Annotated in this window: 27 protein-coding genes and 1 pseudogene; 17 read left to right on the top strand and 11 right to left on the bottom strand. The window is 43.9% G+C overall.

The features are described from left to right. Window positions 1-21: 21 nt before the first annotated feature. Entirely contained in the window at window positions 22-1,590 is a 1,569-nt protein-coding gene (locus tag B5D77_RS19285) for a YcjF family protein (protein WP_106909454.1), read from the bottom strand. A gap of 958 nt (window positions 1,591-2,548) precedes the next feature. Between B5D77_RS19285 and B5D77_RS19275 the strand changes: the two genes are divergently transcribed. Both B5D77_RS19275 and B5D77_RS19270 read left to right on the top strand, forming a co-directional pair. Further along, entirely contained in the window at window positions 2,549-3,223 is a 675-nt protein-coding gene (locus tag B5D77_RS19275) for a PEP-CTERM sorting domain-containing protein (protein WP_106910028.1), read from the top strand. Window positions 3,224-3,779: 556 nt separating this feature from the next. Beyond that, a complete protein-coding gene (locus B5D77_RS19270) occupies window positions 3,780-4,508 on the top strand; it encodes a PEP-CTERM sorting domain-containing protein (RefSeq protein ID WP_106909452.1) in 729 nt (242 codons plus the stop codon). A 304-nt stretch (window positions 4,509-4,812) separates the two neighbouring features. Here the strand turns inward: B5D77_RS19270 and B5D77_RS19265 are convergent, their stop codons facing one another. Next, window positions 4,813-5,130 carry a DUF3067 family protein gene (locus tag B5D77_RS19265; RefSeq protein WP_002756874.1) on the bottom strand — a complete coding sequence of 106 codons (318 nt, stop codon included), beginning with the start codon at window positions 5,128-5,130 and terminating at the stop codon, window positions 4,813-4,815. Between the two features lie 285 nt (window positions 5,131-5,415). Between B5D77_RS19265 and efp the strand changes: the two genes are divergently transcribed. The 9 genes and pseudogenes from efp to B5D77_RS19215 form a co-directional block, all read left to right on the top strand. Next, window positions 5,416-5,973, top strand: a complete 558-nt coding sequence (gene efp, locus B5D77_RS19260) for an elongation factor P (RefSeq protein WP_008197149.1) — start codon at window positions 5,416-5,418, stop codon at window positions 5,971-5,973. A 166-nt stretch (window positions 5,974-6,139) separates the two neighbouring features. Continuing rightward, on the top strand, window positions 6,140-6,634 hold the full coding sequence (accB, locus tag B5D77_RS19255) for an acetyl-CoA carboxylase biotin carboxyl carrier protein (protein WP_008197151.1): 495 nt from the start codon (window positions 6,140-6,142) through the stop codon (window positions 6,632-6,634). Window positions 6,635-6,639: 5 nt separating this feature from the next. Continuing rightward, window positions 6,640-7,626 (top strand): zinc-dependent alcohol dehydrogenase family protein, encoded by a 987-nt coding sequence (locus B5D77_RS19250; protein ID WP_008197152.1) that lies wholly within the window; start codon window positions 6,640-6,642, stop codon window positions 7,624-7,626. A 954-nt stretch (window positions 7,627-8,580) separates the two neighbouring features. After that, entirely contained in the window at window positions 8,581-10,482 is a 1,902-nt protein-coding gene (gene glmS / locus B5D77_RS19240) for a glutamine--fructose-6-phosphate transaminase (isomerizing) (protein ID WP_008197154.1), read from the top strand. Window positions 10,483-10,537: 55 nt separating this feature from the next. After that, window positions 10,538-10,840 (top strand): hypothetical protein, encoded by a 303-nt coding sequence (locus B5D77_RS19235; protein WP_008197156.1) that lies wholly within the window; start codon window positions 10,538-10,540, stop codon window positions 10,838-10,840. Continuing rightward, window positions 10,831-11,070, top strand: a complete 240-nt coding sequence (locus tag B5D77_RS19230; protein WP_002794713.1) for a DUF2283 domain-containing protein — start codon at window positions 10,831-10,833, stop codon at window positions 11,068-11,070. Before B5D77_RS19235 ends, B5D77_RS19230 begins: the two co-directional genes overlap by 10 nt. Before the next feature lie 289 nt (window positions 11,071-11,359). After that, the gene (locus B5D77_RS19225; RefSeq protein ID WP_106909451.1) at window positions 11,360-11,560 is read left to right on the top strand and encodes an aspartate aminotransferase; all 201 of its coding nucleotides are present in this window, start codon (window positions 11,360-11,362) and stop codon (window positions 11,558-11,560) included. A 30-nt stretch (window positions 11,561-11,590) separates the two neighbouring features. After that, window positions 11,591-12,445, top strand: coding sequence for an Rpn family recombination-promoting nuclease/putative transposase (locus tag B5D77_RS19220; protein WP_106909450.1), 855 nt, complete (start codon window positions 11,591-11,593; stop codon window positions 12,443-12,445). 42 nt (window positions 12,446-12,487) lie between these two features. Beyond that, window positions 12,488-12,748 (top strand): annotated as a pseudogene (locus tag B5D77_RS19215) (flagellar assembly protein H); the annotation flags it as partial. A gap of 65 nt (window positions 12,749-12,813) precedes the next feature. Here the strand turns inward: B5D77_RS19215 and B5D77_RS19210 are convergent. The 3 genes from B5D77_RS19210 to B5D77_RS19195 form a co-directional block, all read right to left on the bottom strand. Continuing rightward, on the bottom strand, window positions 12,814-13,434 hold the full coding sequence (locus tag B5D77_RS19210; protein WP_106909448.1) for a PEP-CTERM sorting domain-containing protein: 621 nt from the start codon (window positions 13,432-13,434) through the stop codon (window positions 12,814-12,816). Window positions 13,435-13,681: 247 nt separating this feature from the next. Further along, window positions 13,682-14,926: an RNA-guided endonuclease TnpB family protein gene (locus B5D77_RS19200; protein ID WP_106909446.1), complete on the bottom strand. Its 1,245-nt coding sequence runs from the start codon at window positions 14,924-14,926 to the stop codon at window positions 13,682-13,684. A 227-nt stretch (window positions 14,927-15,153) separates the two neighbouring features. Next, on the bottom strand, window positions 15,154-15,813 hold the full coding sequence (locus B5D77_RS19195; RefSeq protein ID WP_002800879.1) for a sulfite exporter TauE/SafE family protein: 660 nt from the start codon (window positions 15,811-15,813) through the stop codon (window positions 15,154-15,156). Window positions 15,814-16,128: 315 nt separating this feature from the next. Between B5D77_RS19195 and B5D77_RS19190 the strand changes: the two genes are divergently transcribed. Continuing rightward, on the top strand, window positions 16,129-17,016 hold the full coding sequence (locus B5D77_RS19190; RefSeq protein ID WP_008197180.1) for a lipid kinase: 888 nt from the start codon (window positions 16,129-16,131) through the stop codon (window positions 17,014-17,016). A gap of 2 nt (window positions 17,017-17,018) precedes the next feature. On the opposite strand, the gene B5D77_RS19185 is transcribed toward B5D77_RS19190, so the two are convergent. Both B5D77_RS19185 and B5D77_RS19180 read right to left on the bottom strand, forming a co-directional pair. Beyond that, entirely contained in the window at window positions 17,019-18,074 is a 1,056-nt protein-coding gene (locus B5D77_RS19185) for an amino acid ABC transporter substrate-binding protein (RefSeq protein WP_008197182.1), read from the bottom strand. Window positions 18,075-18,098: 24 nt separating this feature from the next. Then, the gene (locus B5D77_RS19180) at window positions 18,099-18,839 is read right to left on the bottom strand and encodes a TIGR00297 family protein (RefSeq protein WP_008197184.1); all 741 of its coding nucleotides are present in this window, start codon (window positions 18,837-18,839) and stop codon (window positions 18,099-18,101) included. Window positions 18,840-18,884: 45 nt separating this feature from the next. Between B5D77_RS19180 and B5D77_RS19175 the strand changes: the two genes are divergently transcribed. Then, window positions 18,885-19,589 (top strand): cytochrome b/b6 domain-containing protein, encoded by a 705-nt coding sequence (locus B5D77_RS19175; protein WP_106909445.1) that lies wholly within the window; start codon window positions 18,885-18,887, stop codon window positions 19,587-19,589. Between the two features lie 100 nt (window positions 19,590-19,689). Here B5D77_RS19175 and B5D77_RS19170 read toward each other — a convergent pair whose 3' ends face one another. From B5D77_RS19170 to B5D77_RS19155, 4 genes are all read right to left on the bottom strand, one after another. Next, window positions 19,690-20,307 carry a bifunctional 2-polyprenyl-6-hydroxyphenol methylase/3-demethylubiquinol 3-O-methyltransferase UbiG gene (locus B5D77_RS19170; RefSeq protein ID WP_106909444.1) on the bottom strand — a complete coding sequence of 206 codons (618 nt, stop codon included), beginning with the start codon at window positions 20,305-20,307 and terminating at the stop codon, window positions 19,690-19,692. 287 nt (window positions 20,308-20,594) lie between these two features. Beyond that, entirely contained in the window at window positions 20,595-20,834 is a 240-nt protein-coding gene (locus B5D77_RS19165) for a 2Fe-2S iron-sulfur cluster-binding protein (protein ID WP_008197189.1), read from the bottom strand. Window positions 20,835-20,843: 9 nt separating this feature from the next. Continuing rightward, window positions 20,844-22,319: a cobyric acid synthase CobQ gene (cobQ, locus tag B5D77_RS19160; protein WP_008197190.1), complete on the bottom strand. Its 1,476-nt coding sequence runs from the start codon at window positions 22,317-22,319 to the stop codon at window positions 20,844-20,846. A gap of 184 nt (window positions 22,320-22,503) precedes the next feature. After that, the gene (locus B5D77_RS19155; protein WP_008197193.1) at window positions 22,504-22,905 is read right to left on the bottom strand and encodes an Npun_F0494 family protein; all 402 of its coding nucleotides are present in this window, start codon (window positions 22,903-22,905) and stop codon (window positions 22,504-22,506) included. Between the two features lie 104 nt (window positions 22,906-23,009). On the opposite strand from B5D77_RS19155, the gene B5D77_RS19150 reads away from it, so the two are divergent. The 4 genes from B5D77_RS19150 to B5D77_RS19135 all read left to right on the top strand — a co-directional run bounded on the left by B5D77_RS19150 (window position 23,010) and on the right by B5D77_RS19135 (window position 25,942). Next, window positions 23,010-24,197, top strand: a complete 1,188-nt coding sequence (locus B5D77_RS19150) for an RNA-guided endonuclease TnpB family protein (protein ID WP_106909443.1) — start codon at window positions 23,010-23,012, stop codon at window positions 24,195-24,197. 124 nt (window positions 24,198-24,321) lie between these two features. Further along, complete coding sequence (locus tag B5D77_RS19145) at window positions 24,322-24,624, top strand: hypothetical protein (RefSeq protein WP_002801943.1); 303 nt, start codon at window positions 24,322-24,324, stop codon at window positions 24,622-24,624. A gap of 55 nt (window positions 24,625-24,679) precedes the next feature. Then, window positions 24,680-25,135 carry a ferredoxin gene (locus B5D77_RS19140; RefSeq protein WP_106909442.1) on the top strand — a complete coding sequence of 152 codons (456 nt, stop codon included), beginning with the start codon at window positions 24,680-24,682 and terminating at the stop codon, window positions 25,133-25,135. 132 nt (window positions 25,136-25,267) lie between these two features. Further along, complete coding sequence (locus B5D77_RS19135) at window positions 25,268-25,942, top strand: response regulator transcription factor (RefSeq protein ID WP_008197207.1); 675 nt, start codon at window positions 25,268-25,270, stop codon at window positions 25,940-25,942. Window positions 25,943-26,007 lie beyond the last annotated feature (65 nt).

Raw genomic sequence — 26,007 nt, 5'->3', positions numbered from 1 at the left:
TATCGCTTCAAGGTTCGATCTTTACCAATCATCCTCGCGAGTAGCTTCTAAAACTTCTTCTTGCTGCCAATCATCCTGAAAAGGTTGTACCACTTTACCGATCGCATCGGCCACAAAAGACTTAATAAATTCTTCCTTGCGACTGAGTTGAAATTGTCTTTGTACCACTTCCGTCATACCACCGTCACCCCAGTCTTGATCCTGACGGAAATATTCAATAAAACTTTTGCCAGCAATGCGGGTTAAATAGGCGGCACTGACCCCTTGAATTGCCTTACCGACTATATAGGTAGTAAAATTTAATTGTAGGATTCTGGCTAATAATTCTACTGCTCCTTTCACTACTCCCAAACTAACTAGAGTTTTGCCTAAAGATAGAGCCAATTCCTTGCCTCGATCGCTGTTAATTTCACAGCCATAAACTTGACCAATTTCTCTGACCATTTGAGCATTAACCGCCGCCGTTGCTAACAGATCGAACACTGGTAAGGGAGTCACCGCAATCACTCCCGCACCGATCCACTGATAGCGATCGATAATTTTATCAGCTTGGCGACGACGTTGGCGATCAATAATTTTCCTAGCTTCTTCCCCTAATCTTTGGGATTGTAAGAGGATATTATCCGCCACTAAATCCTCCCCTTCGGCCCGTAAAACTGAAGCTAAACGTTTAATTAAAGCTAAAATATCCGGTTCTGGTGTGATGATTTGTCCACTGGTTAACTGTACTGGTTGGGGATTAGCGGTAACGGCAATAATATCGGCGGAAAGGATCACTCCTTTTAGCCGTTCTCGTAATTGTTTTAAAATCATTTCTCGATCTTCGTCGCTATAGAGATCGATTTTATTAAAGACTAAGAGAGAACGTTTACCAATATCAATTAAACGCAATAAAGGGCCGTATTCCGATTGTCGAATATCGTTATCGATGACAAATAAAAGTAAATCTGCTTCCGTGGCTAATTGTCGCGCTAACTGTTCCCTTTGACCTCCGGCCGCACCAATTTCGAGAATGCCGGGGGTATCGGTAATTTGAATTTCCCGATTCACACCTTTCATTTTTAAACTATAGGTTTCCCCTTTTTCCGTGGTTCCCATGGTTGCCTCCACATTGCCCACCATTTGACCGATGAGGGCGTTAATTAGGGAGGTTTTTCCCGCCGATCCCGTGCCGAAAACAATGATTTTAACTTCTTTTCTGGCTAAACTTCGCTCAATTTCTTGGGAACGCTTAATAAAAACCTGTTGGGTTACTTTATCTTGAATTTGCTCCACTTGTTGCCGGATAGCTTTTAAGGTTTCCCCGGCGGCCTCGGTTTTTTCTACTGGTAATTTTAGGGGTGGACGGGAGGAAGAATGCAACCCGCGGCGACTTTTTTGGTGCTGGGGCAGCAGATAAAAGTAGTATAAAAGAACGTAAATGAGCAAGCCCAGCAGTCCGATAATGAGCAAAAGCAGAATATTAGCTAAGATAGGAGCGGTAAAGGCGATCTGGATGTAAAGACGATAGATAGAGTTGACTAACCACAACATTAATCCGAAAATAAAGCTCAGACCAATGATTAAAGTGGCAAGACGGGGTAATTTCATCAGCTTTAACGGTAGGGGGTTCCTTAATCTTGATCTTAGTTCTTTGCCGGCCGATTGTCGGGAACTAGAATAGACTATTATCTATAGTCATAATTGTTTTTATTTACCTCGTTGCAAGGGTCTCCCTTGCAACGCATTTCCAGAGGATTAGGGGTCGAAGAAGGTCGTCACCGACCTCCCCTCCCATTCAGAGTTGCCTTTTGCAAGAGCGCCTCTTGCCTCGTCTCAACAAGCAATTTGAATTAGGAACAGCTTATCTAGGACTGACTGAATAAATCTAAAAACCTTGTTGGATCAGACTTTTAGGCTTTTTCCCCTCCTGAAAATGGCTAAAACCCGACGGCCGAGGCCTGCCCCCAGGAAAAACTTTTTGCCGCAAACCCCGATAGGCATCTGCAAAAATTGTCACCCAATCACAGCTTCCTTTTCGGCTGTGTACTAACAAAATAGTTCTATAACTGAAATGTCTATCTAAGTAGGTAGGCACAATTATTTGTAGGATGGGTTAGCGGTAGCGTAACCCATGCGGGCGTTGGGTTTCATGCTTCAACCCAACCTACGTTCATTTTATATTTAATTCCACCCACCTACTTATCGTTGCTAATTCAATTTCACAGAAAAAATATCAGGCAATTAAAATCATTTTTATTTGGGTAGATTTCTTAACTAGAAAAACGTTTAGTCTTGACATAATATCATGTCGAGGTTCAATGATGATCTGCGTTGCAGCTTACCTGTGACCATAAACACTTCCTTGACTAAATGAAATCACACAAGTCTTTAGATACGGGCTGTATGATAGTCGCAGTAGATAACATTATTGCGATTGCTTTCTGCTTCTAATCTATACCGTATTACTATTTGTCAAAGTGCAATAGTGATATTTTACAGCCCATCTTTTGCAAGTTTGTTATTGAACGATCTCCGTTTTTTGCCCTATTACCAACTACAAATCAAAATGATCACAAACATCTCTAGACAACTAACCACTGGCGCTCTTGCTATCGCTGGCACCGTTGCCGCTCTCAGCTTTGCTGGTGCTGCTCAGGCTGCGACAATACTTTCCGGTACTTTAGCCCTCACTGGGACTGCACAAATCGACTCGTGGGGAACTCCTAACCCAATGCTTAAACCCTTGAACGTCACCGCAATAAACGGTGCTACGGGTCAATTTACCGGTGTGACAACTTCTAACGTTACTACTCCTGCTAGTTTTGCATTAATTGGCACCGGTAGTGGTATGATGTCCATGTTTACTGCTCCCTCTTCTCTAGCTAATTTTATTCAGATAACGGTGAACCAAGCGTATCCCATCGGTCCTGGTCCTGGTATTGTGATCGGTAATATCACTTCCACCATGGCTTACGGTACATTTATGACTGGGATAGGTGGTAGCACGACAACTTACATGGTAACTGGCGACATGACTTTTGATGAGCCTAATGGTTATCCTGATCTTTTCGGAACTTTCAGCATCGGCTTCACTAGAAGCGTTACTGGTGGTCAGGTTTCCCAAAGCTATAATTTATCTCTCCAAAAATCCGGTCTTACTGTTAACGTTCCTGAACCTTCTGCTATCCTCGGTATCTTCGCTGTTGCCGGTGTTGGCTTTTTCCTTCGTCGCAAGAGCTAGTCACTGCCATTAGAGCAAAGACAAGCGTTAAGGTTAAGCTTAACGCATTTTTTTGTGTCTAGAGAAGGGGATGGGGAAGTGGGGGAGTGGCGAGTTCGAGCATTTGTATTAAAATATCCAATACGCAATTTAAATGCAGTATACTGTTCACTTAACAATCCCACTGGTCACTGATAAGCTAAGACGCATTTAAAGTTGGGTAGGGTGCGTTAGGCAATCCCTTGTTTTTAGGGCAAAAATCAAGCTCTGAATATTGCCGTAACGCACCACAAAGAAAGGTTTTTGGTGAGTTACGCTAACGCACCCTACTGGGGAGCATCTCACTTTCTTTTCATTTCATTAACTTGACTGGTGCAAGTTGGGAATCTGGTAATGTACCGCAAGTCCTTCGTCATCGCTGTGCTTATCTAAATGGTTGCCTTTTTTAACTTTTTTATTGATCTCATTAAGCATTTCTACTTATGCCAAGGGGCAGATGCTCCCAGGTCATAACTATTCTAGACTACGGAGGTATCCGCATTACTGCCCTAATTAATAAATTGACAAACAACTTAAAATGATCACCAACATATCTAGACAACTAACCACTGGCGCTCTTGCTATCGCTGGCAGCGTTGCCGCTTTCGGCTTTGCTGGTGCTGCCCCCGTGCAGGCGCAGGCGGTGTGTTTACCACAAAGTTTCAACAATTTCAAGACCAATCCTTGCCGAAAAGGGGACAAGTTGTTTACACACATCTCCTCAACTGGCATTGGTATAAATGACCCGGCCAATTTTCTGACCATTACGGAAACCGTGCTGCCCTTGGGCGATTTGCACACCGTGACCTTCACCCCAGCTACCCCTCTGACCAGTCTAGCTGGCCCTTATGTCATAGATTACACGATCGAGATCGTTGATGACCCCGACACTCCCAACGTCAACGAACTTTTGACGAAGATGTTCGAAGCATTCAGCGCTGGCTATACCACAACTGGCCAGACTGATTCCGGTGTCTCTCTGAACAAGACGGTTTGGTCAGATGCTTTCGGCGGGTCGAGTTTGGTCGGAACCTCGGAGGCTAAAAGCCTTGATATTGGTGGCATAGGCTCTCCTGGCCTAACGGTTCCAGTTGATCCGAATATCCTGAAACTTTACGTCAGAGACACTTTCTTTGTCTCTAGTGTTAACGGATCACTTAACAGTATCACCAACGATTTCAGACAAAAATCCATTCCCGAACCTTCTGCTATCCTCGGTGTCTTAGCCGTTGCCGGTGCTGGTGCTTTCGTTCGTCGCAAGAGCTAGTCACTGTCATTAGATTAAAGGCAAGCGTTGAGGTTAAGCTTAACGCCTTTTTTGTGTCTAGAGAAGGGGATGGGGGAGTGGGAAGTGGGGGAGTGGGGAGAAACAGTACATAACAGGGTTTTTCAGGTTGGATTGGCAGTTAATCGGTACCCTTAGAAAGGGATTTGGTGAGCTAAGACCCATTGTAGCCGCCTCTCCTTAGATTAGCTGAATCTCCCCCGCCCCCCCAACCCCCCCGACATCGGGGGGGGCCAGGAGGGGTGTTGCCTCTTGCAAGAGTGCCTCTTGCCTGATCTCAAATTGATCACTGATCACTGATCAGCCATTCCGAGGCCCTTTCACCTAAATCTAAGGCCAGACTAACCGCTTTACCGAGACGGGGACGCTCGCGAGTTTCGCGGATAAAAGCTTGGAATTGACTAAAACCCCCCCATTCGTGGAGATAATTAGCGATCGCATTGAGATGTTCCAGATATTCAGACTCGGAGAGGGGAAAAGAAGCTTGTTCGAGATATTTCCACATTACCTGGACATGAACCTTATCTTTGATGCGTCGCAGCTGGATATCGTAGGAACGACCCCATTTTTCTAGTAATAATTGCTGTAAGTCCACACCCGTCATGGTTGCTATCGCTTCTCAGATGTCAGTCAGTCAATTAATTCTAACTTACTTTTAGCTGCTGCCCCTAGGCTATCCTAAATCCGGTTATTAAAACCGGATTATCTATTGCCCCTATTGCCTATTGCAAGAGTGCCTATTGCCTGTCCTGATATATAGCCTACACTCAACGGATTTAGTATTAGTCCACCTCGCTTCGATGGGGACAAATTCCCGCAAAAAAGTTTTTTTCGGTACGGCGAGTATGTAAAATGGAATGTTGATCTTTCTTGGCCTAAACAGCATTTCATGATTTCGAGTAACGACTTTCGGAGTGGCACGACCATTGAGATAGATGGCTCTGTCTGGCGGGTGGTGGAATTCCTGCACGTCAAACCGGGTAAGGGATCGGCCTTCGTGCGAACCAAGTTAAAAAATGTTCAGACCGGCAACGTGGTAGAACGGACGTTCCGGGCGGGGGAAACCTTACCCTCAGCCACGATCGAAAAGCGGACCATGCAGCACACCTACAAAGAAGGCGATCAGTTTGTCTTCATGGACATGGAGACTTTTGAGGAAGCAACTCTCACCCCGGCACAGATGGGCGATCGAGCCAAGTATCTGAAAGAAGGAATGGAAGTCAATATTCTCTTTTGGAATGAGCAAGTGTTAGATGTGGAATTGCCCACCTCGGTAATCTTGGAAATCACCGATACGGACCCAGGAGTCAAGGGAGATACGGCCACTGGTGGCACCAAACCGGCGATCGTAGAAACGGGAGCGCAGGTGATGGTTCCCCTGTTTATTTCCATCGGTGAAAGGATTAAAGTGGACACCAGGGATGGTTCCTATCTGGGACGAGAATAATTGTGATCAGAAGCCCAGAAATGGGGCATTAGGGACGGGTTTAGGACTAAAGCCAGTGTTTCTGAGCCTGTTTCCCAAAACTTAGCCGCTAGATGGGAAAAATCGACGGTTTAGTGGGTGTGAATTTGGATTTGTTGCTTTTTATTTGCGGGGGGATTTCAGAGCGGTGACTATTGATTACAACGAAATTCGAGAACTGATCAAAACACTGGCAGCAACGGATATCAGTGAATTTAGCCTGAAAAGTACGGATTTAGAGCTAAATATCCGTAAAGGAACCGTTAATGCTGCCCTTAGTCCTCTCCCCGCTCCCTTGCCGGTGGTGACGGCCCCAGTCGCCCCTCCAGTGGTGGCCGCCAGTCCTACCCCGGCCCCAGAAACCCCCACTGCCGAACCCGTGGCCGCCGCTATTGATAAAAAATGGTTGGCGATTACCTCTCCCATGGTTGGCACTTTTTATCGCGCTCCCGCTCCCGATGAACCGTCCTTCGTGGAAAAAAACGATCGAGTTCGGGTGGGGCAAACGGTCTGTATCATCGAAGCGATGAAGTTGATGAACGAAATCGAAGCGGAAGTGGCCGGGCAAATCGTCGAAATCGCCGTCGCTAACGGTGAACCGGTAGAATTTGGCCAGACGTTAATGTGGGTTAATCCCGAATAGATAGAATGAAAGCTATCCTCATGACTGCCGTGGATGTGCTGCAGCTTCAGCAAGTCGCCACCCCGAAAATTAGTCAACCGCATCAGGTTTTAGTGGCATTAAAAGCGGCTGGTGTCAACCCTATTGATACAAAAATTCGTAAACGCGGCACTTTTTACCCCGAGCAAATGCCAGCCATTTTGGGCTGTGATGGGGCGGGAATTGTCGAGGCCGTTGGGGCGGCGGTGCAGGATTTTCGCCCCGGGGATGAAGTGTACTTTTGTAGCGGCGGACTGGGCAGGGCCGGCACGGGAAATTATGCTGAATATGCCCTAATCGAGGCGGATTATCTAGCCCACAAGCCGAAATCTCTTTCTTTTGCCGAGGCGGCCGCTGTACCTTTGGTTCTAATCACCGCTTGGGAGGCACTCTATGATCGCGCCCGTCTCCAGTCGGGACAAAGCGTCCTTATCCATGGCGGGGCCGGGGGTGTTGGTCATGTCGCGATTCAATTGGCGAAATTGAAGGGGGCTAAAGTTTATACGACGGTGGGAAATAGCGATAAAGAGCGTTTAGTGCGGCAATTAGGGGCAGATTACCCGATTTTATACAAACAAACCGATTTTGTCGCGGCGATACTTCAAGAAACCGCAGGGAAAGGGGTAGATATCGCTTTTGATACGGTGGGAGGGGAAACTTTTGGGCAAACCTGCCGAGCGGTGCGAGTGTACGGCGATCTGGTGACGATTTTGGAACCTACGGGCAGCTGGAAAGAAGCCCGCGATCGCAATTTGCGGATTAGTTTAGAATTAATGTTAACCCCGGCTTTGATGGGACTGCCAGAAGCGCAAAAATATCACACAGAAATTCTCAGACAAGGGGCGCGTTTAATTGACGAGAAAAAGTTAACCATTCATCTCTCCCAAACCTTCCCTTTAGCGGCAGCTATCAGCGCCCATCAATTGCTAGAAACTGGTTCGGTGACGGGGAAAATCTCCCTAATTATCGACTAGAAATCTGCCGGTCACTATTTTCTCTCATAAGCTCGGAGCTGCCTTTTTACTGAAAAAGCTCCCCACACCCTACACCCCACACCCCACACCCCACTTCCCCACTTCCCCACACCCCACTTCCCCACTTCCCCACACCCCACACCCCTAGGGCTGTTTCATTCTCCGAATCTAATTCTTTTTTTTGCTACCTTTAATCGCTTATGAGGCAAGCAAAGCACGGCGTTTTTAAAAATTTTCAGATATATATTTCCGAGAAATCGACTAAAAACGTTGCCAGATAAGGATTTGAGAGAATGAAACGACCCTAGGGGTCGGGGGGCAAGGGGGTCAGATTCAGCTAATCTCAGGATAGACGGTTAAAATGCGTCTTAGCTTAGGCCCGCAAAAATTAAAACTTTTCTGGACTCATCCCAGCAGATTCGGTGACTGAATTACCTTTGATAAGTTTTTTATATCAAACAAGCTTTAATAATTGAGAATATTTAAATTTACATTTCGCAATATTTATGATTTTTTCAGAATTTATTGAGAATACTTCTCATTTGTTTACGAGGTTGCAATACTTCCAGCGATTATGGTATAATTTCGCAGTATGAAATGATGGGTCTTTTTGTGCTTTTTAGGCTTTTTAGCTGTCTGTTGATCCTGAAAACCCTTGCTAAATCTACACGGGTCTATTCAGCAACAGCAATAACTGGGGATTATACAGCCTTTTTTAAGCCAACCCGTTGATCAATTAATTGTGTAGTTTTGTTGCAAAGGGAAAGTTTTTTTGACAAAAAGAACAGAATATGCTGCTGGGTGATCTATATTGCTTTTATTTATTCTCCCCACACCCCACTCTCCTATAGGGGAAACTTTACCCTTACCCCTGCGTCTTTAGGCTCTAAGCAAACAAGCGCCACGCTTGCGATAGAATAGATCGGACTTAGCCTAAATGGGGTGAGCGAAAGAATGTGCGGAATTGTTGGCTATATCGGAACCCAAACAGCGATCGATATTCTCCTAGCTGGTTTGGAACGTTTGGAATATCGGGGTTATGATTCGGCAGGGATTGCCACAATTCTCGAAGGTGAATTACATCGAGTCCGCGCCCAGGGAAAACTCTACAATCTGCGGGAAAAATTAGAACAGGAAGTTAATCCCTCCCAAATTGGCATCGGTCACACCCGTTGGGCAACCCACGGCAAACCCGTAGAAAGTAATGCCCATCCCCACACCGATAATAATCAACGGGTGGCAGTGGTACAGAATGGCATTGTCGAAAATTTTCAGGCATTAAGAACAGAATTAAAGGAAAAAGGCTGTATATTTGACTCGGAAACCGACACAGAAGTTATTCCCCATCTAATCGCCAGTTATCTACCCAAACCTACCGATGAAGAAGACTTGGGGGTGAGTCCTTTCCTCAAGGCAGTTTTAAGGGCAATTCAACGTTTAGAGGGAGCCTTTGCCCTAGGGGTGATTAGTCCCGATTATCCCGATGAATTGATTGTCGTGCGGCAACACGCCCCTTTAATCATCGGTTTCGGTCAAGGGGAGTTTTTCTGTGCCTCCGATGTCAGTGCTTTAGTTCCCCATACCCGGGCGGTGCTGTCCTTGGATAATGGCGAAATCGCTCGGTTAACACCCTTGGGAGTAGAAATTTATAATTTTGAGGGGAAAAGAGTCCGTAAAAACCCCAGAGTTCTCGATTGGAGTCCGACCACCGTAGAAAAACAGGGTTATCGTCACTTCATGCTCAAGGAAATCTACGAGCAACCGGGAGTGGTGCGCGACTGTTTAGGGACCTATCTGCATCCCCATTGGAATGCACAAAATGGGGATAATGTCAACCCGATAAATCTTAATTTTTCTGAGGAAATTTACGAAAATTTAGAACATATTCAGATTTTAGCCTGTGGAACCAGTTGGCACGCCAGTTTAGTCGGGAAATACTTGATTGAGCAGTTGGCAGGTATTCCCACAAGGGTACAGTACGCCTCGGAATTTCGCTATGCCCCCACCCCCCTGATGCCCAATACTTTAACCATCGGGGTGACACAATCTGGGGAAACAGCCGACACTTTAGCGGCGTTGGAAACAGAAAAACAGCGTCGTTTAGGGTTAGGAAAAAAATATCAGGCCCGGATTATCGGGATTACTAATCGCCCCGAAAGTACCCTAGCACAAATGGTCGATCAGATTATTAATACCCAAGCGGGGATCGAAATCGGGGTGGCGGCAACTAAGAGTTTTACCGCCCAGTTATTGGGTTTTTATCTCTTAGCTTTGGATTTGTCCTATCGTCGTCAAACTCTGTCTTTAGAGAGAATCGAGCAAATTATTAATGAAATGCGATCGCTGCCAAGATCGATCGAAACTGTCTTAGAAAAACAGGAAAAAGCGATCGAAGAATTAGCCCATGAATTTAATGACACCCAGGACTTTATTTTCCTGGGACGGGGGATTAATTTCCCCATTGCCTTGGAAGGGGCCTTAAAACTCAAAGAAATCAGTTATATTCATGCGGAAGGCTATCCCGCTGGAGAAATGAAACACGGACCGATTGCGCTTTTAGATGCAAAAGTTCCCGTAGTGGCGATTGCGATGCCGGGGATAGTTTATGATAAGGTTCTCTCCAATGCACAGGAAGCAAAAGCCAGGGATGCGCGGTTATTGGGAGTAGTTGCCGACAGCGATACGGAAGCACCGAAAGTCTTTAATGATTTGTTGTATGTGCCGGAAGTTGAGGAATTATTATCGCCAATTTTAACAGTAATTCCCCTACAATTGCTCTCCTATCATATCGCGGCCCGTCGTGGTTTAGACGTGGATCAGCCGCGCAATTTAGCCAAAAGTGTCACGGTGGAATAGGGTTCATCGGGTTAAAAGTGTGGTTTAAAGGTCTATTAGCACTGAATCGGAACCGATGAATCTTCATGCAACTTCTCAGAATGGGGTTTTAATTCGTCTGACAGAGGAGAGATGGAAACACATTATCAGTGGACATAGTGAATTAGTATCGTATCAAGCGGAGATATTGGAAACCATCCGCTATCCTGAGAAAATCCTAGTAGGAAACCAGCAGGAATTGTTGGCAGTTAAACAAATAGTTTCTGGAAAATATCTAATCGTTGTTTATCGAGAATTATTAGATGGGGGATTTATTATTACTGCTTATTTAACCCGTCGTCTTCGTGAATTAACCAAGAGGAAACAAATATGGCCATAACTAGCATTAATATTCAATCCTATCTTAACTTCGCCAAGATGATTCACGCTCTGCCTCAGCAAGATTTTTGGACAGCTTATGATGCAAAAGCAGATGTTTTGTATATTAATTTTCATCAACCATCTTTACCGGCGGATGATAGCGAGTTAACAGATAATGATGTGATTATTCGTTATCAAGGGGATAAAATCATTGGTTTAAGTATTCTCAATGTTAGTAAAATCCAATGATGCTATAAGTAGGGTTTGCGGCAAAAAGTTTTTCGTGGGGACAGGGTGTGGGGTGTAGGGTTTTACTGGTTTTGAGGTGGCCAATTACCTAATTTTCAGGGAAAAAGTGCCTAAATTTTCCCCCCGATCACTCCCAGACCCGGAACTTTTTGATTTCAAAAAAGCCTAAAGATATTATCCAACAAGGTTTTTAGATTTATTCAGCAAACCCTATATAGGAGCGATCAATCTTTGTGTCCTTTGTGTCTTTGTGGTTCGTTCCACCCCCTAGCCAGTTTTAAGTAGGTAGGTGTTAAAAGTTGTCAGACCCCCTCAGTATTTTCAAGATGTGCGCGAAGAAGCGCGTCAGGAAGGTCGTCAGGAAGGCAGACTAAACAAAGCATTAGAGGCGGTCCCCCGTTTGTTAGCCCTAGGGTTAAGTGTTGAGCAAGTCGCATCCGCGTTAGAGTTAGAAGTTAAACAGGTTAGAGCTATACAAAAAGGGACATAAAAAAATGCGATCGCCTTGTAAAATAAAAGCATGAAAACTGACACGATTTTTTATCAACTCTTTCAATCATTCCCCTCTATCTTCTTTGAATTAATTCAACTCCCTATCAGCGAAGCCAATAACTACCGCTTTGACTCAGTGGAAGTCAAACAACTTTCCTTTCGTCTCGATGGAGTCTTTCTGCCTCAAAATAATCACCCCCAGACTCCTATCTACTTCTGTGAGGTACAATTTCAAGAAGATGAGGCTTTTTATCAGCGCTTTTTCACTGAAATATTCTTATATCTCAGTAAAACTGACTTAACCAATGATTGGCGGGGTGTGATTGTCTATCCTAACCCTCAAGTAGAAACCGATAAAGTTCAACGCTATCGGGAACTCCTCAACTCCGAGCGAGTCAGACGGATTTATCTGAATGAATTAGAAAACATTCCTCAAACTTCGATTGGTTTAGCTACAGTGCAATTAATCACCCTATCTAAAGCAAAAGCGATTGATAGCACCCGAAAATTAATCCAAAGAGTGAGGCAAGAATTAACCCCCGACCAAAAACCGCAAGAACTCTTACAATTAATAGAGACGATTCTCGTTTATAAGTTACCGCTTCTCAATCGTCGGGAGATAGAAACTATGTTTAGTTTAGATGAATTAAAACAAACTCAGTATTTTCAAGATGTGCGCGAAGAAGCGCGTCAGGAAGGTCGCGAGGAAGGTCGCGAGGAAGGGATTGAGCAAGGCATTGAGCAAGGCATTGAGCAAGGCAGACTAAACAAAGCATTAGAGGCGGTCCCCCGTTTGTTAGCCTTAGGGTTAAGTGTTGAGCAAGTCGCATCCGCCTTAGAATTAGAGGTTAAACAGGTTAGAGCTATACAAAAAGGGAGATAATCTTCTTCTGTCCTCATGTCTAGGAGGTCCTGTTAATCCTATCGTCGGGAGATAGAAACTATGTTTAGTTTAGATGAATTAAAACAAACTCAGTATTTTCAAGATGTGCGCGAGGAAGCGCGTCATGAAGGTCGTCAGGAAGGCATTGAGGAAGGTCGCGAGGAAGGCATTGAGCAAGGCAGACTAAACAAAGCATTAGAGGCGGTCCCCCGTTTGTTAGCCTTAGGGTTAAGTGTTGAGCAAGTCGCATCCGCCTTAGAATTAGAGGTTAAACAGGTTAGAGCTATACAAAAAGGGAGATAACACTATACCGCCACCCTAACCAAAAAGGAAGGCTTTTAAACCTTCCTTACCATAGAATTGGTCATTTATTGCCGTTTGCGAGCCAATACACCCAGAGAACCCACCGCTAATAAACCTAAAACGGTGCCTGGTTCCGGGGTTGTCTGTGTCTGGGTGCCTTGAATGGTCCAGTTAGCAGCAACGATATTACCTGATCCATTGGTCAAACGGACAAAGGTGCCGGAATTATTAGTAAAGTAAACGTCATTGCTTCCATTCACTACCCATACGATAGGTGTTTGTGCAGAATTGGTTGAGACGACTTTGACATTAGAGTAATCGGTCCAATTAGAAGGAACAGCCGTTAATGTTCCTGAGGCATTGGTGACAAAGCTTCCTGTACTATTACTCAACCCATCACCCGCATTAGGATTAAAGGTGGTAACGTGGTTCCCATTACCAAAATTGAAGGTGACACTCACAATGTCACTCGCGGTCCATGTTTGGTTGAACAGGGAAGTTCCCCCATTGTCAAGCTGATAGGTAATAACCGCAGTATTACCGGCAGTAACGTTATCGACACCAAAGTTTTGTGAAACAGTACCCGTATAGGTAGCGGTAAAAATGGCGGCATGGGCGGGAATGGCACTGAAAACGGCACAAGTCACCGCAGGAAGGCAAAGGGCTTTTAGCAGTTGATTAGTCATTTTTGATTGATTGACAAGTTAATTTCATGGCTAAGAATGGGGAAAAATTGCTATTTATACCCCATAAATCATTGCTTAATAGTAATAAGCATCATAATTCTACCCCCCCCCCCGAATTTGTCAAGTATTCTCCGTTTTTTATTGATGAATCCGGAAAAAAGCCCATCAGGGAGAGAGTGGAAGGGTTAGAAATTAACCAGTCCGTTGATCCGGTCTAAGAGCAAGCGCGGATGAAGAATTGACATCCTCACCGCCGGGGCCGGACGGTGATTCCCGGCAGATCGAACAAACTTAATTGAACGATCTTCGGATGGGTTGACGCTTCACGGGATGCTGCTTCTTTAACAGAAGTCTTACACTTTCCTCCACGTCCGTTTTTTGAGGTCTCCGATTGCCCACCGGCGACCTTGATATTAATTGCTGCGTTGATGTCCCTATCATGGAAAGTTCCACAAAAAAGACATTCCCACTCACGGATATTTAACGCTTTTTTCCCGCCGATATTCCCACAACAGGAACATCGCTGAGACGTTGGCTCCCATCGGGAAATTATCCGAAAATCACGCCCATATTTATCAGATTTTGCCGATAGCATATCTCGGAAAGAACGCCATCCTAAGTCTGATATGGCACGGGATAACTTACGATTTTTAACCATTCCCGATGTGTTTAAATCCTCTAAAATTATCGTTTGATTTTCACGAACAACTCTAGTGGATAGTTTATGCAAGAAATCAGTGCGAGTGTCTTTAATCTTTGCATGGATTTTAGCTACTCGTTTCCTAGCTTTTTCCCGTCGGTTACTTCCTTTCTGTTTTCTAGAAAGGTTTTTTTGTGCTTTTCTTAGTCGTTTTAATCGTTTCTTTAGCGGTTTCGGTGCGTCTATCTTTTCCCCTGTTGAGAGGGTAGCAAAGGTGGCAATCCCTAGATCAATTCCCACTGACTCCCCATTATCAGGAAGTATTTCGGGCTGAATCTCGACAACAAAACTAAGAAAATAGCGATCTGATGCGTCTTTAATCACGGTGACGCTAGAAGGTTTAGAGGGTAATGGACGACTCCAAACAATTCTTAAATCACCGATTTTTGCTAAAGTAACGTGGTGTTGGTTAACGGTAAAGCCGTTATCGGTAAATCTCGCTGATTGCTTAGATTTGCGTTTTTTAAACTTAGGCGGTTTGACTTTCTTTCCCTTCCTTTCTCCCTTACAAGATGCAAAAAAGTTAGAGTAAGCAGTCTCTAAGTCTCTCAAGGACTGCTGCAAAGGAATAGAAGAAACCTCGGTTAACCACTGTTTTTCTTCTGTTTTTTTGACTTGAGTTAGTCTTTTAGATAACTCAGTGTATTTAGGTTTTTTCTCTCCTTGTCGATAGAGTTCTTGGCAATAAGATAAGGTATCGTTCCAGACAACGCGCACACACCCGAACAATTGAGACAAAAACCTCTTTTGTTGGTCTGTTTGGTAAATGCGGTATTGATACCTTGCTTTCATTGAGTTAAGATGTGTGTGTTTGTACTATATTTTAACTAGGTCTGTCAATAATGCCAAGTCGGTTAGTAATCAGTGATCAGTAATCAGTAAAAAGACAGTAGGAAACTTCTATTTAATACTGCACACTTAAAAACTCACATCTGATAACTGATAACTTACCCACTGATAACTGATAACTGATAACTGATAACTGAGAGGTGCGCCACTGGAAGTTCTTAAGTGCTACATCAAAGATCAGGAAAAGCCGTCGTAAAACGACGGGGTTTTAACCCAAATTTTTGATAAAGAATATGACCGGCTTGGGCATGAGCGAAACAGGCGGCGATCGAATTGAGTAAAACCACACCTAAACTGGTGACAATGGCGATTTTGATCTTTTCTGCCAAAAAAATCATTTGTAGTGGCACCATGATCGCCCCACCGCCAATTCCGAAAATACCGGCTAGAAATCCAGCGATTCCTCCGGTTAGCAGACAGGCTAGATTAGGATGCAATCTAAGGGCAGAAACTGGCTCTTTTTGGCTTAAATTTTGCTTGAGATTGGTTAAATAGATATTGAGCAGTAAAAAACAACCAAAAGCCGCTTCTAGGAGGTGTTTGGGGCTAGATTTGACCAGATAGACCCCGATAAATGCCGTAAAAATCCCGGGTAAACCTAAGAGGAGAACTCGCTGCCATTTGAGGGAACCTAATCGCCAATTTTGGATCGTACCCCCTAGGGAAGTGAAAACGATCGCTAAACTGCTGGTAGCCACCGATTCCCCGTAACTGTAGCCCAAATTTAACAGGATCGCCACGGAGATAGTGCCACCCCCAATACCAAATAAACCCGCTAATAAGCCCGAAAAAACGCCCGTTATCAGTAAAATCAAGTAATTGTCTGCCATTATCTTCGGTTCATGGCCTTGAGGGGTCTGAATTTGCTATTATACATAGGACTTACTGAAAAAGTTTGTTGGTGGGGTGTGGGGTTTTATGGCTGGCACTTTTTGAGGGCAAAAAAGTCTAAAAGTCTGATCCAACAAGGTTTTTAGATTTATTCAGGCAGCCCCACCTAGAGGCAATGGTAGAACATTTTCTCCAAGAAAGGGCTATTAAACTAAAATTTAGTGATCAATGGGGCTAAATTATTGACAATCACCCGATATTTTTTCTGATTTAATTACATAACCTTTATCCCTGCACTGCTGAGAAACTTACCTATGACTAAAAGAGCTTTACTACTAATCAATCGTCACTCGCGCAAGGGTAAAGAAAACTTTGCTCAAACTGTCGATCTGCTCAATCATTGGGATTTTGAAATTATCAGCGTCCCTTTGAAAAAGGTAGAAGATATACCTTTTTTGATGGAAAAATATCGCTATGATATTGATTTAGTTATCGTCGGTGGTGGTGATGGGACTCTCAATGCTATGGCGGATATGTTGGTAGAAACTCAACTGCCCCTGGGTATTATACCTTTGGGAACGGCTAATGATTTGGCCCGGACTTTAGGGATACCGAATTCTATTGCCGAAGCCTGTCGAATTATTGCGGAAGGTAACTTAAAATATATCGATTTAGGTTGGGTAAATAATAAATACTTTTTCAACGTGGCTAGTTTAGGATTAAGTGTGAAAATTACCCAAAAACTGAGCAAGGGTTTAAAGCGACGCTTGGGAATTTTTGCCTACGCTTGGACAGCCCTACAGGTATTAAGTAAAACCCGTCCTTTTACCGCTATGATCCGTGTTGATGGCCAAAATATCAAAGTTAAAACCCTACAAATAGCGATCGGAAATGGCCGTTATTATGGGGGAGGAATGCCGATCGCTCATGATGCCCAAATCGACGATCAAAGATTAGATTTATATAGCCTAGAAATTCAACACTGGTGGCAAATTTTCCCGCTTTTATGGACATTACCGCGAGGACAACAGGGTTTATTATCTTGGGTGAGAACTCTTAAAGGGAAAGAAATTCAAATTCAGACTCGTAAACCCCATAGTATCAACACCGATGGCGAAATTACTAGCACTACTCCCGCCATGTTTCGAGTTATTCCAGCGGCCTTAGGAGTCTATATTCCCCGTCAGGAAACACAATCTTAAAATTAACGAAAAGGAGGAGAATACAATAAACCCCCCTTTGTCCAAAGATTATTTAAACCTCGATCGAGTTGCAGGGGTTTACCGATTTCCCGATCATAAATTTCACCGTAATTACCCACCTGTTTTAAGACTCTTTGGGCAAAATCATTGGGTAAACCCATATCTTCGCCTAACTTCTCATCGATACCCAAAAAGCGCCGAATACTGGGGTCTTTGCTATCGGCAAAAGTGGCAATATTTTGGGAGTTAATCCCAAATTCTTCCCCTTGAATTAAACTAAAAACGATCGAGCGGACGGCATTCGACCAAGCGGGATCACCATCGGCCACGGCCGGGGCCAAGGGTTCCTTTGATATTACCACTTCTAATAATTGATGATCCTGTGGTCGGGGAAAAACCGAGCGCCGGGCCACCAATTGGGAGCGATCGGAGGTGACAGCCTGACAGCGCCCCGCCTGATAAGCTGTATATAAGGCCTCCACATCATCGGAAACGATCGGTTTATAACCTTGCACTGCCGCTTTTGCCATGGCATCGGCCAGATTTTGTTCTGTGGTGGTTCCCGATAGCACACAAATGGACTTTCCGCTTAAATCTTCTAATTTCTTAATATTACTGGCTTTCGTGGCCATAATTCCCTGACCATCATAGAAAACCGGGGTGATAAACTCCATCCCCAGGGCGGTATCCCGGTTAATCGTCCAGGTGGTGTTGCGACTGAGGATATCCACTTCTCCCGTCTGTACGGCAGTAAATCTCTCTTGGGGGCTAAGTTTACGATATTCGACTTTGGAGGGATCATTAAAGAGAGCCGCCGCAATAGCTCGGCAAATTTGCACATCTAAGCCCGAATATTCGCCTTTTTCATTAACAAAGCTAAACCCCGGCACTTCTCCGTTAATGCCACAAATTAACTTACCGCGATTTTTCACCGTTTGCAAGCGGCCCGCATCGGGACTATTTGCGGTGGTAGAACTAGAATTAGGTTGATTTTCCGTCCCACAGGCAGTAATTAGCAGTAACAGCAGGGACAATGCACAAAAACGCCACTTTAGCATAGATATTTCTTTAGTCACTTAATTTTAGCTGAAAGACCAGAACAAGCTTAACAGGATAGCCACGATCGCACCGATAACCGTATTGATCACATTGACCAATTCATTAGTTAACCACAGAAAGCGAGTTTGTAGGGTAGCACCGATGAGACTTTCGATATTGGTAGCGATAAATGCCGCAATTACGCACCATAACACACCCAGAAGATCGATCGCACCGATACCCCATGCTAACAGGGAAATAGCCGTGGCTGCCAGCAAACCGGCGAGCGTTCCTTCTAAACTAACAGCCCCTTCCGTTCCCCGGGGGACGGATTTAAAATTAGTAATCAGATAAGTGGTTTTACCGTAAGCTTTGCCCACCTCACTGGCAGTAGTATCGGCTAATTTAGTGCTAAAACTAGCCACATAAGCGAGTATTAACAGGTAATCCCAGGGAGAAGCGGTAAAAAGACTGAGGATAGCGCAAATTGCCCCCGCTAAAGCGGAACCCCAGACATTTTCCGGACCGCGTACCCCCGCTCTTTTTTCGGCGATTCCCTCCGCTTCCTTGCGCGCTAAACCGATGCGGGTGACAGTAGAACCGACGAGGAAATAGAATAAAACAATTAGATAACCGCGCCATCCCAAGCTTCCCCAGACAATTACCCCTAAAACCCAAGCATGGAGATAACCCATCGGAGTTAAGAGCTTTTTTGGGGCAATTGCAGCGATTCCGAGGAGGACGGTATTGAGAAGAATAGCGACGAGCCAAGGATGAGTTAACATAGTATCTGGGCAAAGTTTACCTCCCCTATTGTATCGATCGAGTCGATGAAAACTAATCAACCTTATCAACCTCTTTTACTGCGAATTCTGCACGGATTAACAGGAATTGCTCTCATTGCCGCCATGGTTACGGCCTATTGGACTTATGATACTTTTGACGGTCGTTGGTTAAAACTGCCCTTACCAGAATATCGAGAAATTGAAAGTATTCATGGCACTTTTGGCCTCTATACTCTGATTATTTTTCCCGTTTTTGCTATCTATGCTTTTCGTCGGGGCAACAAAAGATTAATTCAGAGTGATTCTCTTAACAAATTAACCCAATTTGGTCGGCCGATTTGGTGGTACAGTCTCCATCGTTTAGTCAATACTTTGACTCTTTTTGCCCTAACTTTTGCCTTGTATAGTGGCCGGATGATGGATTCCGAATGGCTACCGGAAGGGGAATTAAATCACTTTTGGTATTATGCCCATTTGCTCAGTTGGTTAATTATGGTAGTAGTTCTGATCCTGCACCTACTCATGACTGCTAAAGTGGGAGGGATTCCCCTATTATTATCTATTCTTAAATGGCGTTTTCGTGAACAAGATAATCCGAAATTATGGTTATCTCAATTACGTCAATGGCGGTTAAATTTGCGTCTAGCCAATACTTGGCAGTGGCTACAATCCCTTAACTTATATAAAGTCCTAGAGATTGTTATTTTATTGGCTATTATAGCGGCTTGGATTGTTCCCAAGTTTGACTAAGCTGTACTGTATTTAAACTGCGTATTGGGAATTTTAGTACAAATGCTCAAATTCCCTGATCCCACCTCTCCTATACCTTTTAAATAGGATTTAGTATGATTTATTGACCCCGACGAGCGAGAATAATCATCGTCTTTGCTAAGGGAGCAATACGACCAATAGGATAGACTTTTTCTACCGATAAATTAGCTTCTGTTAACAGTTCTGTGATGGTTTTAACAGACCAAAATTTAATATGTCCGTGATCCCAAAGAGCGGTAAAATGCTCGTCCATCTTACCCATAGCCGCTAGGAACAAATTTTTGAGATAACCATGATAGGGAGTGGAGATCAGTGCATATCCTCCGGGTTGCAGGAGATGATAAACGGTCTTAGCATAATCGCGCGGGGCATAGACGTGTTCTACCACTTCCAAACTAATTAGCAGCGGAAAAGTACCAAATTTACTAGCCAGATCATCATAGGCCGAGCCAACGTGTAGATCAAGCTCAGGATAGGCTTTTTTTGCCTCTGCTATCCCCGATTCGGAAGGATCGCAGCCACTGACTTGAAATCCTTTTTCTGATAACCAATTAGCGATCGAACCGTTGCCACAACCGAGATCAAAAATACGCTTTTCAGGAGGAGCAAGATCGGCAAAAATCTGACTTAGAGAGGGGAGCAAATAAGCGTGGGCAGTCCCACAGCAAGAATTCTGATAATGATAATAATCTGACATATTCTAAAATAGTTAATATGTAAGTGTTTTCTATGGTATCACCACTATCGCAGGGTATTACAAAAAGTAACTTTTGTCAAGGGTTTGGTAAAATTTATTCTTACCTCCCATTGATACGAGCTATTATATTATAATGTCAATATATTGCATATACTATTATCAATGGACATGGTGCAAAAATTAAAAACCTTCTCCTAGGCGAGAAGTCTCCGAGTCAGTATTCTCCGAGTTAGAAGTCGGAAACTTAACAGTAATAGCTGAATTCTGTTATCAGAAAACCCGAACAATTACCAGAGCGGATCGGAGTATAAATGAACGGTTAAAGAATCTTGATCGCCGGGGATACCAGTAATACAGCTACAAATTTGAGTGCCATCATCTAATTCTACTTCACAGGCGTGACAGGAACCCATTAAACAGCCGGTAGGAATGTCAATTCCTGCTTTTTTGGCCACATCTAATAATAGTTCTCCGGTTTCCGCTTCTATGATGATATCATCGGGTAAAAAATGCACTGCAATAGTCATAATTTCTCCTTACAAATGAGAAAAAATAGGTTTAAGATTTAAATGTTCTTCCAGTAAATTAGCCATAGTATCGAGGGTTATTTCTCTTTGTTCACTATAGTTAGCAATTCCCGTAGGCAAAGACAATAAACCGCGACGCTGACGTAGATGATTTAACCAAGTTCTTCGCCAAGAACCATTATCAAAGATACCATGTAAATAACAGCCCCAAATTGACAGAGAATCATTGACAATTCCTAGACTAGCATCTTCCTCGAACATTTTTTGATAACCTGATTGACTTTCCCATTCGCTTATTCCCTGGTGAATTTCGTATCCTGTTACTGGTAAACCAGCTTGGGGATAATTAGATAAAACCTGTCGTTGACGGGTAATTTTTTCGGCAGTAATTACCGTTTTTAAGGGCAGTAAATTTAAGCCAGCTGCCTCACTATCGGGACCTTCTCGATGGTCAGGATCCAGAATTAATCGCCCTAACATTTGCAAACCACCACAGATGCCAAAGATAATACCTCCCCTTTGGTGATAGGCTTGTAATTGATTAGCCATACCACTTTGATTAAGAGCAATTAAATCAGCAACAGTGGTTTTAGAGCCGGGGATAATTACCCCATCGGGATCACCTAAAGATTCCTGTAATTCTAGATAACGTACATTGACCGTTGCTTCACCACAGAGAGGGTCAAAATCAGTAAAATTAGCGATATGAGGCAGACGAATGACACTGATATTTAGTTCAGCTTTAGGTTTTTGGGCGGGTCGATCGAGTAAACTAAGAGAATCCTCGGCACTTAAAAAGATATCACTATAGGGAAGAACTCCCAAAACGGGAATTTTTGTGTAATCTTCTAGCCAAGTAATCCCCGAATCTAAGAGAGATTTTTGTCCGCGAAATTTATTGATCACAATACCTTTAATTAAAGCTCTTTCCTCCGGTTCTAATAATTCTAACGTACCGACGACGTGAGCAAAAGCCCCCCCGCGATCAATATCCACCACTAAAATAGTAGCGGCATCGAGATATTTAGCCACCCGCATATTAGTTAAATCCCGATGTTTGAGATTTATTTCCGCCGGACTTCCCGCACCTTCACAGACAACTAGATCAAATTCTGTTGATAATTTAGCTAAAGATTCTTTAATTGCTTGCCAACCTTGGTCAAAATAATTCTGATAATAATCCGCTGCCGTGGTGACACCCACAGCCTTGCCTTTAATAATCACCTGAGAGGTCATATTTCCCTGGGGTTTTAATAAAATTGGGTTCATTTCTACCCGGGGGATTGTCCCCGCGGCCCATGCTTGCACCGCCTGAGCGTGACCCATTTCTCCCCCTCCGGCGGTAACATAGGCATTAAGGGCCATATTCTGACCTTTAAAGGGTGTTACTTGCCAGCCTTTCCGGTTGAATAAACGACATAAAGCCGCAGTTAAAAAAGATTTACCCGCGTGGGAGGTTGTCCCCACTACCATAATTGCTTTCATCTAGTTTTTTTATTGAGTATTTTCAGTGAACAGTAATCGGTAAACAGTAATCAGTTGATACTAAATCCGTTGAGTATATGCTACTTATAAGGACAGGCACTCATGCAAGAGGCTAATAACTGAAAACTCACATCTGATAACTGATAACTGATAACTGATAACTGATAACTGACACCCGACAGCATTAAAAAGAAAACCAACGTTGCAGAGTATTTAAAAATCTTTGCCAGAAAGTGGGTTTAGGGAAAAAGTCCCCTTGGGGTTGCCATTTTTCTATTAATTTTCTCCCTAAAGGAGTGAGACGAAAACTATCGGTTATCCCCTGTCCATCTACTTCGCGCCGCAAAATTCCCACCTTAATCAACCAGAGAAGATAGCTTTCCGCTGCTGCTTCCGTCAGCAGTCGGGAAGTATAACCTTTCTCTAAACCCCCAGCACCCGGAATGCTTAAAAGTGATACACTTTGCTCAAGCATAGCGGCGAATAGGGTGACACGGAAAGGGGAACAACAGAGGGCGCGTTCGGCCCTAGTGATGGTAGCATCGGGATAATTGATGGCGGTAACGGTGGGAGTCGATAGGCTCATAGATTCCGGTCATCGAAAAATTTGGGTCTGAAACCCCGTCGTTCTACGACGGCTTTACTGTTAAATATTAGCACATTTACGAAATATATGCTAAAATGTGAGACATGGAAAAAGCCTACTCGTTTCGATTTTACCCCACACCAACACAAGAGTCGCTATTGCGGCGCACATTGGGCTGTGTAAGATTAGTTTACAATAAAGCTCTCCATCTCAGAACACAAGCTTGGTATGAAAGACAAGAAAGAGTAGGCTACGCTCAAACTTCTTCAATGCTAACCCATTGGAAAAAACAAGAAGAATTAAACTTTTTAAACGAGGTAAGCTGTGTACCTTTACAACAAGGGTTAAGACACCTACAAACAGCTTTTACTAACTTCTTTGCTGGTCGTACTAAGTATCCTAACTTTAAGAAAAAACATCAAGGAGGAAGTGCCGAATTTACCAAATCAGCCTTTAAATTTAAAGACAAACAAATCTATTTAGCTAAATGCACAGAACCCTTACCTATTCGATGGTCAAGACAAATACCAGAAAGCTGTGACCCAAGTACAGTAACAGTCAGATTACATCCTTCTGGACGTTGGCATATTTCAATAAGATTTGATGACCCAACGATTAAGCCTCTACCAGTAACAGATAAAGCCATCGGAATTGACTTAGGAATTAGTAGCCTCGTGATTACCAGCGATGGTGACAAAGTGTCTAATCCCAAGCATTTTAAAAAGCATTATCGGAGACTGCGAAAGGCCCAAAAAAGCCTTTCTAGAAAACAGAAAGACTCAAAGAATCGGGAAAAAGCGAGAATCAAAGTAGCCAGAATTCACGCTCAAATCACCGATAGCAGAAAAGACCATTTACATAAGCTAACCACTCAATTAGTTCGTGAAAACCAAACGATTGTGGTTGAGAATTTAGCCGTCAAGAATATGGTCAAAAACCCCAAGTTATCTCAGGCAATATCTGATGTAAGCTGGGGTGAAATCACCCGACAATTAGCCTATAAATGCCGTTGGTATGGCAGAAATTACATCGAAATAGATAGATGGTTTCCTAGCTCTAAAAGGTGTAGTAATTGCGGGTATATTGCTGAGAAAATGCCGTTAAATGTTCGAGAATGGGACTGTCCAGACTGTGGAACACACCATGACCGAGATGTTAACGCTAGTAAAAATATTTTGGCCGCAGGGCTTGCGGTGTCAGTCTGTAGAGCGACCATAAGACCAGAACAGAGTAAATCTGTTAAGGCAGGTGCGAAAAATCCTTCGGGACAGAAGCAGAAACTCAAATCGTGAGGTTTGGGAATCGCCGTCCGTTTACGGCGGTGAGGATGTCAATGTTACATTAATTCTGCGCCAACCCCTGTTAACCCCAATCATCGATAAAATAGGGATGAAGTGTTAATTAGCTTGAGTGTTTATGCAGTCTCCCGAACCGTTCGATACTAAATATACCCCAGAAGAAGTGGAAGTGGAAATCGAAACCGACGATTTTCCCCCCCTTGATACCCCGGTTAGTTTCGCTGCCACCCTCGAAAAAGTGAAAACTTGGTACGGCAGCCTGTCCACACCGGCACAGGTAGTGGTGGCAGTGGCGGGGGTTTTTGTGGCTCTTTCGATTTTAACGGCGATTTTACGGCTAGTTAGCGCAGTTTTAAGCGCTTTAATCCTCGCCGCTATCGTTTATCTCATCTATCGTTACATCCTCAAACCGAAAGTTTAGTCGGCCATGCACATTTTCTGTTCAATGTCAAGAGTTTAGTTGATAAAAAAAATTTATGGAAGAAGCGGACACCAGAGATATCTTAGGGGAAAATGTGGCTAAGTTGGGATTGGCCCAGATCCAGCGTCATCTATTTCTCTGCTGCGATCAGACTAAGCCAAAATGTTGTGACAAGCAAGAAGGGTTAGAAGTGTGGGATTATTTAAAGAAGCGGTTAAGTGAATTAGAACTCGATCGTCCTAGGGCCGACCGTCCGGGTTGTGTTTTTCGCACTAAAGCCAACTGTTTGCGGGTTTGTAGCCAAGGACCGATTTTATTAGTGTACCCGGAAGGGGTCTGGTATGGAAGGGTAAACAAGGAAGCGATCGAAAGAATTATCCAAGAACACCTAATCGGTAATCAAATCGTCACCGAATATGCTTTCCTTCGCCACGATTTACCAGCAATTTCTCTGAACTGTCCAGAAGAAGAACCCGAAACAATAGAGGAAAACAGGGTTAAAACTAACTGAAATCACTGATTCGATCGATTAAGATAAGTAGCTAGACACAATTAATTGCACATATCTAACTACCTGTTGCCTCTTGCCTATCGATCCTTTGTCCGTCTCCATTCCCCCAACCCTGCAGCCCGGAAAATAGCGATGAAAGAGACCAACAAAGACAATAAACAACTTTTATTAATCGACGATGACCCAAATTTAATACTTTTGGTGAAAGATTATCTAGAGTTTCGTGGTTATAGGGTGACAACCGCAGAAAACGGTCTTGAGGCCCTGGAAATCCTCGAACGCGGGGCAAATACTGCCAAAGCATCGGAAATCCCCGATATGATTATCTGTGATCTGATCATGCCGGAAATGGACGGTTATGCCTTCCTCGAAAAAATTCGTCGGGACAGTCGTTTTAGTGGCATTCCCGTGATTTTTCTCTCCCCTGAGGGGGACAGTCAGGACAAGGTAACAGGTGTAACCGCCGATGTCTATATGGTCAAACCCTTTGAACCGGAAGAATTAGTGGCCCGGGTGGAGTCTTCCCTTAAACAAGCGGGCCGGTTGCTGAAACGCAGCACCCGCATCCATTCCCCGGATGTCACCCCTGTTCAAGTCCAGGGTAATGTGGAATTAACCCCAACGGAGTTGAAAGTAGTACAATTGGTCGCCCAAGGACTGGCTAATCGGGAAATCGCCGCAAAACTCAATGTTAGTCAACGGACAATCGAAAGTCATGTGTCGAATATGCTTCATAAAACCGGTCTTCATAATCGCACGGAATTGGCCCAATGGGCGATCGAAAGTAATAAGCTGTTGACTATCTAGAGCTTGCTGAAAAACTTTTTTAGCATACCCTAAGTAAGTTGGTCTCTTGGAACGAAACCCAACAG

It is taken from the genome of Microcystis sp. MC19 (genome assembly GCF_003019735.1).
Taxonomy (GTDB): Bacteria; Cyanobacteriota; Cyanobacteriia; order Cyanobacteriales; family Microcystaceae; genus Microcystis.
This window is presented reverse-complemented; position numbering and strand designations above follow the sequence as displayed.

Bases quoted from the DNA above. Each gene is read 5' to 3' on its own strand.
- B5D77_RS19265 (WP_002756874.1), bottom strand. From the start codon at position 5,130: ATGACGGGTGTGGACTTACAGCAATTATTACTAGAAAAATGGGGTCGT.
- B5D77_RS19155 (WP_008197193.1), bottom strand. From the start codon at position 22,905: ATGAGCCTATCGACTCCCACCGTTACCGCCATCAATTATCCCGATGCT.
- B5D77_RS19235 (WP_008197156.1), top strand. From the start codon at position 10,538: ATGAATCTTCATGCAACTTCTCAGAATGGGGTTTTAATTCGTCTGACA.
- B5D77_RS19200 (WP_106909446.1), bottom strand. From the start codon at position 14,926: ATGAAAGCAAGGTATCAATACCGCATTTACCAAACAGACCAACAAAAG.
- B5D77_RS19220 (WP_106909450.1), top strand. From the start codon at position 11,591: ATGAAAACTGACACGATTTTTTATCAACTCTTTCAATCATTCCCCTCT.
- B5D77_RS19150 (WP_106909443.1), top strand. From the start codon at position 23,010: ATGGAAAAAGCCTACTCGTTTCGATTTTACCCCACACCAACACAAGAG.
- B5D77_RS19275 (WP_106910028.1), top strand. From the start codon at position 2,549: ATGATCACAAACATCTCTAGACAACTAACCACTGGCGCTCTTGCTATC.
- B5D77_RS19180 (WP_008197184.1), bottom strand. From the start codon at position 18,839: ATGTTAACTCATCCTTGGCTCGTCGCTATTCTTCTCAATACCGTCCTC.
- B5D77_RS19165 (WP_008197189.1), bottom strand. From the start codon at position 20,834: ATGACTATTGCAGTGCATTTTTTACCCGATGATATCATCATAGAAGCG.
- B5D77_RS19195 (WP_002800879.1), bottom strand. From the start codon at position 15,813: ATGGCAGACAATTACTTGATTTTACTGATAACGGGCGTTTTTTCGGGC.
- B5D77_RS19190 (WP_008197180.1), top strand. From the start codon at position 16,129: ATGACTAAAAGAGCTTTACTACTAATCAATCGTCACTCGCGCAAGGGT.
- B5D77_RS19230 (WP_002794713.1), top strand. From the start codon at position 10,831: ATGGCCATAACTAGCATTAATATTCAATCCTATCTTAACTTCGCCAAG.
- B5D77_RS19210 (WP_106909448.1), bottom strand. From the start codon at position 13,434: ATGACTAATCAACTGCTAAAAGCCCTTTGCCTTCCTGCGGTGACTTGT.
- B5D77_RS19175 (WP_106909445.1), top strand. From the start codon at position 18,885: ATGAAAACTAATCAACCTTATCAACCTCTTTTACTGCGAATTCTGCAC.
- efp (WP_008197149.1), top strand. From the start codon at position 5,416: ATGATTTCGAGTAACGACTTTCGGAGTGGCACGACCATTGAGATAGAT.
- B5D77_RS19185 (WP_008197182.1), bottom strand. From the start codon at position 18,074: ATGCTAAAGTGGCGTTTTTGTGCATTGTCCCTGCTGTTACTGCTAATT.
- B5D77_RS19270 (WP_106909452.1), top strand. From the start codon at position 3,780: ATGATCACCAACATATCTAGACAACTAACCACTGGCGCTCTTGCTATC.
- B5D77_RS19145 (WP_002801943.1), top strand. From the start codon at position 24,322: ATGCAGTCTCCCGAACCGTTCGATACTAAATATACCCCAGAAGAAGTG.
- B5D77_RS19135 (WP_008197207.1), top strand. From the start codon at position 25,268: ATGAAAGAGACCAACAAAGACAATAAACAACTTTTATTAATCGACGAT.
- B5D77_RS19285 (WP_106909454.1), bottom strand. From the start codon at position 1,590: ATGAAATTACCCCGTCTTGCCACTTTAATCATTGGTCTGAGCTTTATT.
- B5D77_RS19140 (WP_106909442.1), top strand. From the start codon at position 24,680: ATGGAAGAAGCGGACACCAGAGATATCTTAGGGGAAAATGTGGCTAAG.
- cobQ (WP_008197190.1), bottom strand. From the start codon at position 22,319: ATGAAAGCAATTATGGTAGTGGGGACAACCTCCCACGCGGGTAAATCT.
- B5D77_RS19250 (WP_008197152.1), top strand. From the start codon at position 6,640: ATGAAAGCTATCCTCATGACTGCCGTGGATGTGCTGCAGCTTCAGCAA.
- B5D77_RS19170 (WP_106909444.1), bottom strand. From the start codon at position 20,307: ATGTCAGATTATTATCATTATCAGAATTCTTGCTGTGGGACTGCCCAC.
- glmS (WP_008197154.1), top strand. From the start codon at position 8,581: ATGTGCGGAATTGTTGGCTATATCGGAACCCAAACAGCGATCGATATT.